A 14,431-nucleotide genomic window follows, 5' to 3' on the forward strand; every position below is an offset into this window, starting at 1 on the left:
ATGATCACAAATGAGCACCTGTGCTACGTTGCGATGGGGTCCTGCGGGGTGAGGGGATGCTGAAGCCGAATCTGGATCGAATCAACAGCGTAGGCAAAGTGCTCGTTCGCCGCCCAGGACTCTTGAAGGGCTGCGAGGACCCCATTGACAGCGGACTGATCCAGCCCGGGCAAGAGGGTCAGTGTGACACACAATTCCGGGCCCGTTCCGCCACCGGCCACCAACCGTCCAGACGGTTCGGTTTTTGTGTCCCAAAGGGATTGTATGCCCTGCCCTGACGTTGCGGAAATTCTTACCACGGATGGATGTCCCAGAGCGAGCGCCGAGTCCGCCAGAATACGGCTGACGGCATCATCACAATAGCTTGGCACCCACTCCTGCTGCTGGGCCAAGGCCCACATGGCCGGCCTGCGCACCACGAACGGTCGCTGCGAACCGGGATCCAAAACCAACAGTTGTGCTTCTTCAGCCACGGCCGAAAGAGCCGCCCTGGCCGCATACACAGCAACAGGGCGGGCCTGTGGATACCACTGGGACAGTGCAAGTGCATGAGTAAAGGCGGGCAGCGCCCGGCGCCCATCCGGCCCTTGCAAGGTCACCAAAGCCATATCGGATTCCTTATCGGAGACCAGCCCGTTCTCTCCCACGGTTTGCTCCGCAAGTTGAGCCACGATCGGGATGAAGACGCGGGCGGTGGCAAGTGCAGCCACAACATCCGCCTCCGTGCACTCACCCGTGAGAAGTTTCTCCAAGGCCGCGGTGTAGCCGGAGTCTGCAGCGCCGTCGTCCGTCTCAAAGTTATGGTACTGCTCGTGGGACGGAAGGTTCCGCCCCGCCCAAGGCTGCCCGGCCGAATCGGTAGACCCACCGGCACCGGCCAAGGCCGCGGCAATGTGGCCGGGCAGTTCCTTCTTGGGCATCTGTGTCATCGTTTAGCGGCGGCCTGCAACGTCAAGGGCCTGCGGCAGCGTGAACTGGCCAGAGTACAGGGCCTTGCCAATGATGGCGCCCTCCACTCCTACCCCCACCAGCTCGCGCAGTACGCGCAGATCTTCCAAGCTGGAGATGCCACCGGAGGCGACAACGGGCTTGGACGTGCGGGAACACATTTCACGCAGCAATTCCACGTTAGGGCCGCGCAGCGTACCATCCTTGGTGACGTCGGTGACCACGTAACGGGCACAGCCAGCGTCCTCCAAACGTGCAAGAACCTCCCAGATATCCCCGCCTTCCTTGGTCCAGCCACGGCCAGCCAAGGTGGTGCCCCGGACATCAAGTCCGACGGCGATCTTCTCACCAAAGCGCTCAATCACCTTGGCGGTCCATTCGGGGTTTTCCAGCGCAGCAGTGCCCAAATTGACCCGGCCAACACCCAATTCGAGGGCACCTTCCAAGGACGCATCGTCGCGGATTCCGCCCGAGAGCTCAACCTTGACAGACAGGCTTGCCACCATCTCACGCAGCAATTCCACGTTGGAGCCACGGCCGAAGGCGGCGTCCAAGTCAACCAAGTGGACCCACTCCGCGCCGTCGTTTTGCCACTTCAGGGCAGCTTCCAGGGGCGAACCGTATCCGGTTTCCGAACCAGCTTCGCCTTGTACCAGGCGGACGGCCTGTCCGTCAGCAACATCCACGGCGGGCAACAATTCCAAAATGGGGGTGGTCATGGGTTCCTCAACGTTGTTAGTTCAAGAGATTTTCAGGGAATCAATGGAGCAGGTGCCAGCAGTGGCGCTGGTGCCAAATGGGTAGAACTAGGCCCTAGTGGGTAGAGCTGTGTCCTATTGGGTAAAGAGGTATGCCGCTATCAGGGACATGACGGCAAGTGCGGCAAAACAGATGGGAATCCAGCGGGCGGTTTTCTGCTGGTAGAACGTATAGGCTCCACCAATCAGCACGCCTGCCAGGGCCATCAGTAACAGCGAATACATCAGCGTGCCGCCTTGGTCAATGACTGGACCCAGTTGCGCAGCAAGCGCGCTCCGGCGTCACCGGATTTTTCCGGGTGGAATTGTGTGGCGCACAGCGGGCCATTTTCAATGGCGGCAATGAATGGTGCGCCGTGCTCTGACCAGGTCACCATGGGCGGACGCATTTTGGGCTGGAGAACCTCAAAATCCCACTTTTGCACACCGTAGGAGTGGACAAAGTAGAAGCGTTCCGAATCCACACCTTCAAAGAGCATGGAGCCCGGAGCTGCGGTGACGGTGTTCCAGCCCATGTGTGGAACCACAGGGGCAGGGAGCAGTTCCACAGTTCCAGGCCACTCCCCCATTCCTTCCCGGTGCACACCATGTTCTACACCGGCATCAAAAAGCACTTGCATGCCCACGCAGATACCCAGCACCGCCCGGCCCCCAGCAACCCGGCGCCCGATCATGCGCAACGCGTCCACGGCTTTGAGCTCATCCATCACGGAGGCGAAGGCACCAACGCCGGGGACCACCAGGCCATCGGCATGCAGCACGTCGTCGGCCTTTGCACTGAGTGTGACAACGGCGCCGGCGCGTTCCAACGACCGGACTGCGGAGCGGACGTTGCCGGAACCGTAGTCCAGAACTGTGACCGTGGGCTTACTATTTACTGCTGTCTCGTTAGCTCCAGAGCTCACAAAAGACCCTTCGTGGATGGGATTCCAGTGACGCGGGGATCGGCTTCGACGGCTGAGCGCAGAGCCCGGGCAAAGGCCTTGAACTGGGCCTCAACAATGTGGTGCGGATCTCGGCCGGCGATGACCGTCATATGCAGGCAGATTTGCGCGTGTAAGGTGATGGCTTCAAACACGTGACGTGTCAGCGACCCGGTGAAGTGACCACCAATCAGGTGGTATTCCTGACCGGCAGGTTCGCCACTGTGCACCAGGTACGGGCGGCCTGAAACATCTACCACGGCGTTGGCCAATGCCTCATCCAACGGAATGGTTGCCTCCCCGAAACGGCGGATGCCGGCCTTGTCGCCCAAGGCTACCTTGAGAACCTCGCCCAGGGAGATGGCAACATCTTCCACGGTGTGGTGGGCATCGATGTGGGTGTCACCCGTGGCCTTGATGTTCATGTCAATCAAGGAGTGCTTAGACAGCGCCGTGAGCATGTGGTCATAGAAGGGCACAGAGGTGTCAATGTTTGACACGCCTGTCCCGTCGAGGTTGATTTCCACCATGACGCTGGACTCGCTCGTGGCACGCTCCAGTCGGGCGGTACGTCCCTGGCCGGGTTTCGGGCTGTTCTCAGTCATTGCGGCAGTCCTTTGTGTACTATGCGCCCCGACCAGCAGATACCGGGCAGGGTGGGGCGCTCAAACGAAACGGGGTGTATTGATACCAGCTTAGAAGGGAAGGCCCTGTTATGCCCAACCAGTTCCCCACTGGCGAACTTATTGGCTCGGTGATGTTGACCCAATTACCCGGGTCCGGTGGAACTCATGAACCGCGGCGCAAATGATGAACTTAGTCCAATGCCGGACCCTACAGGGAACACTAGCGAGCTAGGAAGGTACGCAACCCGGTGAGGAATGCAGTAGTTTCCGCTTCCGTGCCGGCGGTGACGCGCAGGTGCCCGGGGATTCCAACATCGCGGATGAGCACACCGTCATTCAACAACGCCTGCCACGCTTCATGGGGATTCTCTAGACCACCGAAGAAAACAAAGTTCGAATCTGAGGGGGCCGGGGTGAGTCCCAATTCCTTTAATTCCTGCACAATCCGGTCACGTTGGACCTTGATCTGCTCCACGTTAGCCAGCAAAGAGGTGGAGTTCCGCAGAGCAGCCACAGCAGTTGCCTGGGTGATGGCCGAGAGGTGGTAGGGCAAGCGGACCAGGCGAAGCGCGTCGGTTACTTCAGGGGCGCCGGCCAAGTACCCAAGTCTGGCACCGGCCAAGGCGAAGGCCTTGCTCATAGTGCGTGAGACGACTAGTCGAGGACGGCCCTTGAGAAGATTCAGTGCGCTAGGGGTTCCCGTCTGGGCGAATTCGGCGTACGCCTCGTCAACAATGATGATGGCCTGAGCTTCCTCCCCTGCCTGGTAGACCGCCTCGACCACATCTTGCCCAAGAGCCGTTCCCGTAGGGTTGTTGGGCGAACACAGGAAGACGATGTTGGGGCCGTTGCGGCGCACCTGCTCCGCCGCAGATTCCGCGGTGAGGGTGAAGTCATCCTCACGGACACCTGCCACGTAGCCAGTCCCTGTGCCACTGGCGAGCAGCGGGTACATGGAATAGGTGGGAGGGAAACCCATGGCCGTTCGGCCGGGGCCACCGAAGGCTTGCAACAGTTGTTGAAGAACTTCATTGGAACCGTTGGCCGCCCAGAGATTCTCCTCCGTCAGACCATGACCCAGATATGCCGCCAATTCCTGACGAAGCACCGTGAATTCCCTATCCGGGTAGCGGTTGAGGCCGTCAAGCTCCTGCGCAACGGCTGCCAAGATGGCCTCTTTTGCATCCGTGGGAACGCCATGGGTGTTTTCATTGACGTTCAGCAGAACGGGAACATTTAGCTGAGGAGCCCCGTAAGGGCGCAGGCCTCGCAGATCGTCACGAAGCGGCAATTGACGGAGGCGTTCAAACTGGTCCATTCCCCCAGCATATTTGGTGGCCGTGAGAAAGTTCGAAACGGCGACACAATGCGGACACCTGCCAAGACCTTACCCGGCTGTGGAGGAGCGCTCTTGGCCTGCGGACCTATTGGTACGGAGGGCTATTTGGGAATGGGGACGTAGAGTCGCTGCCCGGCGTGAAGTATCCCGCTTCCTAAGTCGTTGAGAGCAACGATCTCCCTGACCACATGGCGTGCATCACGGCCCGGATCTGCGGCGGCCGCAATACTCCAGAGGCTGTCACCTTGTAAGACGGTTACCGCAACGGCATAATCTGCAAGGTTCACCGGCTGCGACTCCGTTGCAGCATTCGCCGGTCCCGCCAGGGAGCCCGCCATGATGGCCAGCGCCAAAAACAGTAGTAGGGCGGCGGTGACAATGGCTGGAATCCCTAAGAACACCAGACGCCCGCGCCTGGTCAGCGCTAGCCTTCCTGCAGCATCGGAGGCACCCCTGGAATGGGAAGCGGTGATGGCACCGGTGCGCCCCGCTCCAACTGTCTGGTCAATGCGGGCCGCACGGGCGCTGACACCTGCTGTGGAAACGCCAAAGGATGCGTGGGAGATAAGCGCTGCATTCATGACTTGTGGTCCTTTCACCGTGAATCCGGATCCCGTGGCCAAGCACACCCATCGGATCGAAATTCCACACTCAACATCTTCGATAGAACGTATGTTCTAATTTGCTTCTAGTACAGTTTTAGCATCTATAGACGACACTTGCCAAGAGTAAATAGAACAAATGTTTGAAATTCGCCTCTTGGTGGCTTAAACTCGGAAGAACAAGGATTGGCCGCATGATGCAGTCCACCAGCAGGCACTGACATTGTTCAGGGCAGCCACGAAAGGACCGACGGAACCATGACGCTTCCAGACCCGCCGCACCGCATTCCTCAAGCCCCCAGCCGGGCCGGCATGAAGGGCCTCACCGTGCGGCAGAAGAAGATCCTTGAGTGCATACAGCGGTGTATTGCAGACAAAGGGTACCCGCCGTCGATGCGTGAGATTGGTGATTCCGTTGGCCTGGCTAGCTTGTCCAGCGTTACGCACCAACTGACTCAGCTCGAACGCCACGGCTATTTGCGCCGCGATCCCAAGCGTCCCCGCGCCATGGAAGTTCTGATTCCGCTGGTGCTGGACAGCGGCACGGTTGAGATTGAAGGGGTAAGCTCCCCGTCGGCGTTGCGCAGTTCGAATGGATTGAACTTTGCTGAGCTGAGCTCCTCCTCCGACACCGCGTTCGTACCCCTTGTGGGACGTATTGCGGCAGGCGGGCCCATCCTGGCCGATCAGGCGGTGGATGACATCATGCCTCTGCCGCGGCAGATTGTGGGCAGCGGCGAACTCTTCATGCTCAAGGTCCAGGGTGATTCCATGATCGACGCCGCAATTTGCGACGGCGATTGGGTCGTGGTTCGGCAGCAGCCCACGGCCAACAATGGAGACATCGTGGCAGCCTTGCTGGAGGACGAAGCCACTGTGAAAACGTTTAGGCAACGCGACGGCCATACTTGGCTTCTTCCGCAAAACACCCGCTATGAACCCATTCTTGGCGATCATGCCACCATCATGGGCAAGGTTGTCTCGGTACTTCGCAGCCTGTAACAGCAGCTGCCTACACAAAAGCGCCCCGTCTAGCGGGGCGCTTTTGTGTTGGCAGCACTACTTTCCGGAAAGCCGTTTCAGCGCACCAAGCGCCACGGTACGGTCTTTCGTAGACCAGAATGGCGGCAGGGCGGCTCGCAGGAAGCCTCCGTAACCGGCATTGGCCAGCCGCGAGTCAAGAACAGCAACCACACCCCGGTCATCGCTAGAGCGGATCAGGCGCCCCACCCCCTGCGCCAACCTCACTGCGGCATGGGTGGCTGAAATGGCAATGAATCCATCCCCACCACTTTGCGCCACGGCACGCGCCCGGGCGGTCACCAACGGATCATCAGGGCGGGGGAAGGGAATCCTGTCAATCACAACGAGCCGGCACGAGGTGCCCTGAACATCAACCCCTTGCCAAAGGGACATGGTGCCAAAGAGGCAGGTGTCGGGTTCATCCGCGAATTCCTTGATGAGCCCCGACATGGAGGAATCCCCCTGACACAGGATCTTCACCTTCAACTTCTTGCGGAGCTTCTCAGCTGCATCTTCCGCCGCACGCCGTGAGGAGAATAATGCCAAGGTTCCCCCACCGGCGGCAGAAATCAGTGCTTCCAATTCATCCAGCTGCTCCTCCGACATGCCAAAGCCCGGCTTTTTCAGATGAGCGGCAACATAGAGCATGCCCTGCTTGGGGTAGTCAAAGGGAGATCCAACATCGGCCCCCGTCCACGCGGGTGCGCTAGGACCCAACAATCCCAGTCCGCCAGCGGTGGCTTGAAAAGACTCTCCAATGGCAAGGGTAGCTGAGGTGAGCACTACCGTCCGGTCAGCGAAGAGTCCTTCCCGCAATTTCATGGCCACGCTCAACGGCGCAATATTGAGCACCGCAGGCTCACTTTCATCGGCCTTTTGGTAGCCCTTCCCGGGGGTGAAAGAACCTGGCCGGGATGCCCACACCACTTCCCTTGCATTGGTGGCATCCAGCAAACGCTCACACAGATCAAAGATCAGATTGAGCCGTGAACGAGCAATGGAACGGCCACTGTCAACCGCCGCATTGCCCTCAGGTTTGGAGTCGGAGAGGGCTGCCCGGACGCTGTCGCGTAACTGTTCCACCGCCTGGGACTGCTGTTCATTGAGGCCGTTGGGAAAGAGCCCTTCAGGGGTCCCCGCCAAAGCTAGGTCCAGAGCGGCCGCGCTGGCATGCAAGGCATCCACGGAAACCGCCGTGTGCTTTCGCGTGCTTGATGCCGCTGCGGAAACCATCTGGACAGATAGTTGCCCTGTAACAGCCCCCGTCACCCGATCTTGGAGCTCATGGGCCTCGTCCACCACCACAACGTCATAGTCAGGAAGCACTGCTATACCTTCGAAGGCGCTAATGGCCAGCATGGCGTGGTTGGTGACAACAATGTCTGCCTGGGCGCCGCGGGCACGGGCCAGCTCAGAGAAACATTCGGTGGCAAGGGGGCACTTTTGCGCGCCGAGGCATTCCATGGAGGTAACAGAGACTTGCCGCCATGCTTTGTCCGTCACGCCAGGGACAAGCTCATCCCGATCCCCTGTGTCAGTCTCCTGCGCCCAGTCACGCAGCCTGACCACTTCCTTACCCAGCTGTGAGGTGGGCCCGGAAGTAGCACCGGGCAGGTGCGCCACACTGGTGTCCTCCCCCAGGCTGAACAGGGCGCCTTCCCCCGTATCTTCTGTGGGGAAGCCTCCAGCCAGCTTTTGCTTGCATACATAATTGCTGCGGCCTTTTACGAGAGCCACGTCAATGGGGCGCGGCAATACTGGCGCCAAAGCAGCGAGCAGCCGGGGCACGTCACGGCCCACAATCTGTGCTTGAAGGGCCAGAGTGGCTGTTGCAATGACGGCTGGCTTCTCGCTGGTGAGCGCATTGACTATCAGCGGAATCAGGTAGGCCAGGGACTTTCCGGTGCCTGTGCCCGCCTGAACCAAAAGGTGGTCCCCGCTCTCCAAGGCAGCAACTACCCGGCGGACCATTTCATGCTGCCCATCACGGCGCTGTCCGCCCATGGCAGCAACGGCACGATCCAGTAATTCCAGAGCCTGCTGCGAAAGTTCACTTTCAGGCATGCTGGACAAACGGCTCAACCTCAGCTGCCAAGTCTTCCCTGACACGGGCGTGGGCCAAAGTGCCATGCTCTCCGTGTTCCAAGCTGATGATCTCTGCATCGCTGCGATGGAGCTTATTGAGTACATCACCACGGTCATAGGGGATCAACAAGGTTACTAAGACGCTGGGGTGCGGAATACCTTCTTCGATGGCTTGGAGCAGTTCATCCATGCCCTGGCCAGTACGGGCTGAGACCACCACGGTGCGGGATTCACGCTGGATGAGCCGCTCGACCACAAAGGGATCGGCGATGTCCACCTTGTTCAAGACGATGATTTCAGGTATTTGCAGCGCGCCTACCTCGGCAAAGACCGAACGTACGGCAGAAATTTGTCCTTCCGGGTCAGGGTGCGAGGCATCCACAATATGCAGGATCAGATCGGCGTCAGCCACTTCTTCCAACGTAGAGCGGAAAGCTTCCACCAGCTGGGTGGGCAAGGCGCGCACAAAACCTACCGTGTCCACCAAGGTGTACCCCAAACCTTCTGAGGTCTCGGTTTTCCTGACCGTGGGATCAAGGGTTGCAAACAAGGCGTTTTCTACCAGCACACCGGCGTCCGTCAAACGGTTCAGCAGGGAGGATTTGCCCGCATTGGTGTACCCAGCAATGGCCACGGAGGGCACACTGTTGCGCTTGCGGTTGGCACGTTTGGTTTCCCGAGCCGGCGCCATCGCAGCAATTTCACGGCGCAACTTGGCCATGCGGTTGCGGATCTTGCGTCGATCCAGTTCCATCTTTGTTTCACCGGGACCACGTGAACCAATACCGCCTCCGGCAGTTCCCACCCGGCCGCCCGCCTGGCGAGACATGGAATCGCCCCAACCGCGCAGGCGCGGCAACAGGTACTCCATCTGTGCCAGCTCAACCTGGGCCCGACCTTCCCGCGATTGCGCGTGCTGGGCAAAAATATCCAGGATCAGTGCTGTGCGGTCAATGACTTTGACGTGGACAACTTCTTCCAAGGTACGGCGCTGTGAGGGAGCAAGGTCACCATCGATGATGACCGTGTCTGCTCCCGTTGCGTGCACGATCTCCTTGAGTTCCTGAGCCTTACCCTGGCCCAGATATGTTGCTGGATCCGGTTTGGCCCTGCGTTGGACCAAGCCGTCCAGGACTTCCGAGCCGGCAGTTTCGGCCAACGCGGCCAGTTCCTTCAGGGAATTCTCGGCGTCCGCCATGGTCCCTGAAGACCAGAGCCCAGCGAGCACAACCCGCTCAAGCCGCAGCTGCCGGTATTCAACCTCGCTAACATCTTCGAGTTCGGTGGAGAGGCTGGCCTTCCGGCGCAGGGCATTACGGTCTGCCAGCGCACTTTGATCACCGTCAGAGCTACTGTGCTGAAAATTCAGGGTGGAGACGGCTTGGGCACGGCCGCTCAGGGGCCGGGTTGACGGCGCAGCAGAGAAAGGATCCTGCCCCTCAAGTTCATCCTCGGCACGCACAGCACGGCTTGCGGCCGCGTCTTTGGCCAAAATGCGGTCAATCACCACTTCGATCTCAGCGGCTGACAGGGCGTTCTCTCCTGTGCCGTGGCTCTCCGACGTTGCCGCGTTGTGCCCTTCGTTGGGCAGCTCGTTGCCGTCGGAACCGTTGTTTGCAGATGCGTTGGACATATTCTCCTTATAGGCGCTTTTCTACAATCGTAGTCCGCCACACCGACACTGACACCTTCTGCTGCCCTCCTATGTGGATAAACCCACACTGTATCCGCGGATGCCTTAGGCGTGCCTAGATACACAATGGACGGATTCGGCACTAATCTGGCATGACTATGGGTACTCAGGGTGCAGATCACTATTTCAGTTCAGAACCGTCAACGCCAATGAAACGCCGTCCGCTCAGCGTCACTTTGGCCGGCGAGGTGCGCCAACTGCACACCGCTGGGGGCATCTTTAGCCCCGACGGTGTAGATAAAGGCACCACGATCCTTCTCAACGAGGCCCCGCCGCCTGCAGCCGAGGGCAATTTGTTGGACATCGGCTGCGGTTGGGGGCCCATTGCGCTGACTTTGGCCCTTCGCTCACCGGCAACCACTGTGTACGCAGTAGATGTCAATGTTCGTTCCATTGAGCTCACCCAAGACAACGCCAAGGCCTTGGGTTTGGAGAACGTCAAAGCTTCAACCCCAGACGCCGTGGATCCAGAGGTGCGCTTCAACACCATCTGGTCAAACCCGCCTATCAGGGTCGGCAAATCAGAACTTCATTCGATCCTGCTCATGTGGCTGCCACGCTTGGCCCACAACGGAAAAGCGTATTTGGTGGTACAAAAAAACTTGGGCTCAGACTCGCTCCAGCGCTGGCTTGCTGGCGAACTTAAGGAGCAATTCCCGGAGGCGGGATTTGTTGTTTCCCGCGATTCCACCAACAAGGCGTTTAGGATTCTGCGCGTTACACGCACCAACCCCTAGGCCAGAACACCTTCGGCCACCATCACGGCGGGTCCACTGAGGTGGACATGTTCGCGCCCGTCCGGCCCGGGCTGGAAACGCACACCCAGTACACCACCGGGTAAGGCAACGGCCCACAAGTCCGGGGTCCCAGAGCCAGCCCAGAAACGGGTGGCTGCAGCTGCGGCACAGGCTCCGGTCCCACAGGAGAGCGTCTCCCCCACGCCACGTTCGTGGACACGCATACTAATGTGGCCGACGTCGTCTTTCACGAGCGGCTCGGCAGGTACGGCAAATTCAACATTTGTCCCGTGCAGGGGCAGCGGAGTCACAACGGGTGTAAGGGTGAGGTTCACGGTTGCCAACTCGGCCAGATCCGCTAGAGCCACCACGGTGTGCGGGTTTCCAAGCGTGATGGATAGCGCGGGCCGTGCCACTTCAAGCCCCGATGCCTCCACCAGCGAATCACTGCCTTGTCCCGACTCCTCCGGGAAGATAAAACCCCACGGCCCCATGTCCACCTGGTAACCCTCACCTAATCGGGCAACGTATTTGATGCCACCGCGCGTTCCGATGGCCAGTTTCTCCCCTGCCTCCAATGCCACGAGACCTTGAGTCACGAGGAAGTGGACAAACACTCGCACACCATTGCCACACATTTCAGAGAGCGAACCGTCAGCGTTGTAGTAATCCATGAACCATTCTGCTGCAGGATTTTCCTCCAGGATGGCTGTTCCGTCGGCGATGTTCCGGGAGCGGACGGCTCGAATCAGTCCGTCACCGCCGATCCCCCGGCGCCGATCGCACAACGCGGCAATTTGCTCGGACGCCAATTCGCGCATGCCACCAGGATCAGCAATAAGCACAAAGTCATTACCGGTGCCGTGGCCTTTTGCAAAGCGCATGCCTGTCAGGGAGGTGATGGTAGCCGTCATGAGTCAAGACTAAAGCACCTTGGGCACGGCGCCGGAACATCGGTCAACAGCCGACTCCATGTGGGTTCACGAAGCAGTCGTCAGCGTAGAGATGGGTTTCGGCACGCCAAACCGTCAGGGGCAGTGCCGATGAGGGGATACTTCCTTGGCCGGGGATGGGCAGGTCTGGGCCGCCGTTGACACTATAGCTGCCGTTGAAGTGAGTGGTCAGGTTGATGGCCAGGCGGCCCGTTTCGGTGTAGACATGGCTGGTTTGCGTTTGCTCGCCAATGCGATCCGTGTGCAGCGGTGCACCGTGGATTGGAGTAGGACCCCAGATGGTACCGTCCCCGTAGCTCCAGGTATAGGCGGCCGGAGTGGCAGTGATGACCACCTTTTGGCCAAGCAGGGTCAGGTTGAACGTTTGAGTTTTAGCTTCGGCCCAGACATTGGTCTCCTTACCCCGAAGTGTGTGAGGCCCCGGCTGGCTGCCAAATTCTGCAGCGGCGACGGGAGTACGCTGAAACTCGTGCGCTATCAGCCCAGCAATTTCCGCCAATAAGTCACGCGGTTTTTCTCCAAAGACACACACCGGCCCCGAGTGGAATACCCAAACGGCTGGCGTGATTCTTGTATCAGAAAAATACCAGTAAATGGCTGTCCCAGCTTTACCATCCTTGCTCCCTGCACCCGCAGCGCACTCCGGCATGACTACCGCACATTCTGGGAAGATGACAATGTCTCCGTCAGCACAGGCGAGTCGCGCCTCGAAGACGACACCACTCTTCGGTTGGGAAGAAGGAACTTCTCTTTGATCACCACCCGACCCAGGAATTTCCACCGTCCCGCCTGTATCAACACCAGTATTATTCCATTCGGGAAGAAAGGGATCTGCGCTATCAGCAAGAGCTTGGTGGTTGCCTACCAATAGAAAGGCCACTGTTACTGCAAGCGCAAGCATGCTTCGCGCTAGCAGCTTAAACCCGTTCATGAGACCTATCAACCTTTCAGCCGTTGGATGTCAAGAGCCTTCCATCGGCCAGCATCGTAAACCGCACCTAGCGAGTCGCCCACCGAAGGCTTCTGCCCTCGATCATCAGCAAGAGTCCCGTCACCGCGGTAGAACTTCAAATGCTGCTGTCTTACCAAGGCAGTAACCTGATAGGTGCCGTCTTCGAGGGGAACAAAGGATGTTGTGGCGGACAAGACCATCATCTGCCCACCCATGATCCACCGACCCTCAGAGTGCCACGGCACTACTGCCACTTTCATCGCTTCACAAGAGGGGCAAGCCGCTCCAGTAATGGCCATCATGGGGTCAGGATCTCCGGTTTCAAAGGCATAACCCAGGGTTTGATACCAGTATTCAGTGAAGGCAATCAGTCCTTCTTTACTGAATTCCTTGGCCTTCTCAGGCAAGACAGGCACCGGAACATTCTCGGCTGGCCCTGTCTCCGTAGCCGGCTTATAAGCAGCAGCAGTGGTGGCAAGAGCTTGCGTCGTCATCTCCGCTGTATTACTGGCAACCGGAACCGCACTTGTTGGAGCCTCTACAACTTCCTGCGGCAAGGAGGAACAACCAGAGATACCCAAGATAGCCACTACTAACAGCAGTAGAGCAGCCTTTGGCCTGTGGAACTGTTCAGCTCTGGTGTGGCGCATTGCCTGCCCCCAAGTCTGCTGCGAAGCAGCGGCTTCCCCGTTGAAGTCGTTGCGGCTGGCTTACTTCCAAAATACCGTGCATGGGCCTTACACGCCACCACGTTATCCACAGCCCACATTCCCAGCCCCGTCACCGTCAACCCGCAACCCGCAACCCGCAACCCGCAACGAAGTGCCACGAGCCACCCGGACCCTGGCGCAAGTCTTAGACTTCCGGAAAATCCGCCTTCAGCAGTGCCGCTGCGGCCTCGCCAAGATCCGGCTGGGACCAGTCAAGCCAGTTCACTCGGGGGTCTGCACGGAACCATGTGAGTTGGCGCCGGGCAAACTGCCGGGTGGCCACAATGGTTTCTTCGCTGGCTTGGGCCACTGTGGAGCTGCCGTCCAAGACTCGCAGGAACTGTTGGTAGCCAAGCGCCTTGTGCGCGGTCCGGCCCTCCCGCAGGCCTTCGGGGATGAGTGCTCTCACCTCATCGATTAGGCCGGCGTCCACCATGCCGTGGACTCGTCGGGCAAGCCGAGCATGGAGCTCGGCACGGTCACCGTTCAAACCAATCTGCAGGGTGGGGCTGACATACTCACGTTCCGGCATGAAGGAACTGAAGGCACGTCCTGTCAACGCATGTACCTCAAGGGCCCGGACTACGCGCTTGGCATCATTGATGCGAGCTGCGGAGACGGGGTCCACCTCTTGTAGCCGAGCCACGAGCACCGCTAAGCCGTCTCTCTCCAACTCGTGTTCAAGCATTGCCCTGATGTCAGGGTCCGTCCCGGGAAACTCCAAGACGTCAAGGGCTGCCCTGTTGTATAACCCTGATCCGCCTACGAGGATGGGTAGCTTGCCGCGGGAACGGATCTCCGCAATGGCTTCCCTGGCCATGCTCTGAAACGCGGCCACGGTGGTGTCTTCACGAACGGAAAGGAAATCCATCAGGTGGTGCGCAATGCCGCGCCGTTGCGCCAGCGGCAGTTTGGCCGTGCCAATATCCATGCCCCGGTAGAACTGCATGGAGTCGGCATTGATAGCCTCCCCGTCAAAGCGCTCAGCCAGCGTCAGTGCCAGCTCAGACTTACCCGAACCGGTAGGGCCAACAATGGCCACCAGCGGGAGCTCAGCTCTCTGGGCAGCCATCCGGGCTTGA

15 protein-coding genes are annotated in these 14,431 nt (G+C 59.3%); 2 read left to right on the plus strand and 13 right to left on the minus strand.

The genetic code is table 11. The features are described from left to right. Positions 1-23: 23 nt before the first annotated feature. From CVS29_RS00190 to CVS29_RS00215, 7 genes are all read right to left on the minus strand, one after another. The gene (locus CVS29_RS00190) at positions 24-920 is read right to left on the minus strand and encodes an SseB family protein (RefSeq protein ID WP_245931980.1); all 897 of its coding nucleotides are present in this window, start codon (positions 918-920) and stop codon (positions 24-26) included. A gap of 12 nt (positions 921-932) precedes the next feature. Then, a complete protein-coding gene (gene priA, locus CVS29_RS00195; RefSeq protein WP_110104332.1) occupies positions 933-1,667 on the minus strand; it encodes a bifunctional 1-(5-phosphoribosyl)-5-((5-phosphoribosylamino)methylideneamino)imidazole-4-carboxamide isomerase/phosphoribosylanthranilate isomerase PriA in 735 nt (244 codons plus the stop codon). A 114-nt stretch (positions 1,668-1,781) separates the two neighbouring features. Next, a complete protein-coding gene (locus CVS29_RS18310) occupies positions 1,782-1,931 on the minus strand; it encodes a hypothetical protein (RefSeq protein WP_170120851.1) in 150 nt (49 codons plus the stop codon). Beyond that, complete coding sequence (gene hisH / locus CVS29_RS00200; protein WP_245931981.1) at positions 1,931-2,611, minus strand: imidazole glycerol phosphate synthase subunit HisH; 681 nt, start codon at positions 2,609-2,611, stop codon at positions 1,931-1,933. Before hisH ends, CVS29_RS18310 begins: the two co-directional genes overlap by 1 nt. Beyond that, positions 2,608-3,234 carry an imidazoleglycerol-phosphate dehydratase HisB gene (hisB, locus tag CVS29_RS00205; protein WP_110104334.1) on the minus strand — a complete coding sequence of 209 codons (627 nt, stop codon included), beginning with the start codon at positions 3,232-3,234 and terminating at the stop codon, positions 2,608-2,610. Before hisB ends, hisH begins: the two co-directional genes overlap by 4 nt. 241 nt (positions 3,235-3,475) lie before the next feature. Beyond that, positions 3,476-4,573 carry a histidinol-phosphate transaminase gene (locus CVS29_RS00210; protein ID WP_110104335.1) on the minus strand — a complete coding sequence of 366 codons (1,098 nt, stop codon included), beginning with the start codon at positions 4,571-4,573 and terminating at the stop codon, positions 3,476-3,478. A gap of 122 nt (positions 4,574-4,695) precedes the next feature. After that, a complete protein-coding gene (locus CVS29_RS00215) occupies positions 4,696-5,175 on the minus strand; it encodes a LysM peptidoglycan-binding domain-containing protein (RefSeq protein WP_110104336.1) in 480 nt (159 codons plus the stop codon). 279 nt (positions 5,176-5,454) lie between these two features. Between CVS29_RS00215 and lexA the strand changes: the two genes are divergently transcribed. Then, entirely contained in the window at positions 5,455-6,198 is a 744-nt protein-coding gene (gene lexA / locus CVS29_RS00220) for a transcriptional repressor LexA (RefSeq protein ID WP_110104337.1), read from the plus strand. Between the two features lie 57 nt (positions 6,199-6,255). Here lexA and CVS29_RS00225 read toward each other — a convergent pair whose 3' ends face one another. Both CVS29_RS00225 and hflX read right to left on the minus strand, forming a co-directional pair. Further along, on the minus strand, positions 6,256-8,283 hold the full coding sequence (locus CVS29_RS00225; RefSeq protein ID WP_110104338.1) for an ATP-dependent DNA helicase: 2,028 nt from the start codon (positions 8,281-8,283) through the stop codon (positions 6,256-6,258). Then, a complete protein-coding gene (gene hflX / locus CVS29_RS00230; protein ID WP_110104339.1) occupies positions 8,276-9,937 on the minus strand; it encodes a GTPase HflX in 1,662 nt (553 codons plus the stop codon). Before hflX ends, CVS29_RS00225 begins: the two co-directional genes overlap by 8 nt. Positions 9,938-10,089: 152 nt before the next feature. Here hflX and CVS29_RS00235 point away from each other — a divergent pair, with 152 nt between their 5' ends. After that, on the plus strand, positions 10,090-10,734 hold the full coding sequence (locus tag CVS29_RS00235) for a class I SAM-dependent methyltransferase (RefSeq protein WP_373366677.1): 645 nt from the start codon (positions 10,090-10,092) through the stop codon (positions 10,732-10,734). On the opposite strand, the gene dapF is transcribed toward CVS29_RS00235, so the two are convergent. From dapF to miaA, 4 genes are all read right to left on the minus strand, one after another. Next, positions 10,731-11,648, minus strand: a complete 918-nt coding sequence (gene dapF, locus CVS29_RS00240) for a diaminopimelate epimerase (RefSeq protein ID WP_110104341.1) — start codon at positions 11,646-11,648, stop codon at positions 10,731-10,733. The two genes, CVS29_RS00235 and dapF, sit on opposite strands and share 4 nt — an antisense overlap. A 43-nt stretch (positions 11,649-11,691) precedes the next feature. Continuing rightward, positions 11,692-12,618 (minus strand): hypothetical protein, encoded by a 927-nt coding sequence (locus CVS29_RS18750; protein ID WP_245931982.1) that lies wholly within the window; start codon positions 12,616-12,618, stop codon positions 11,692-11,694. Between the two features lie 8 nt (positions 12,619-12,626). Further along, positions 12,627-13,133 carry a DUF6318 family protein gene (locus tag CVS29_RS00250; protein ID WP_146212952.1) on the minus strand — a complete coding sequence of 169 codons (507 nt, stop codon included), beginning with the start codon at positions 13,131-13,133 and terminating at the stop codon, positions 12,627-12,629. Between the two features lie 361 nt (positions 13,134-13,494). Then, positions 13,495-14,421, minus strand: coding sequence for a tRNA (adenosine(37)-N6)-dimethylallyltransferase MiaA (gene miaA, locus CVS29_RS00255; protein WP_110104343.1), 927 nt, complete (start codon positions 14,419-14,421; stop codon positions 13,495-13,497). Between the last annotated feature and the right edge of the window lie 10 nt (positions 14,422-14,431).

Source organism: Arthrobacter psychrochitiniphilus (assembly GCF_003185915.1).
GTDB classification, from domain to species: Bacteria; Actinomycetota; Actinomycetes; order Actinomycetales; family Micrococcaceae; genus Specibacter; species Specibacter psychrochitiniphilus.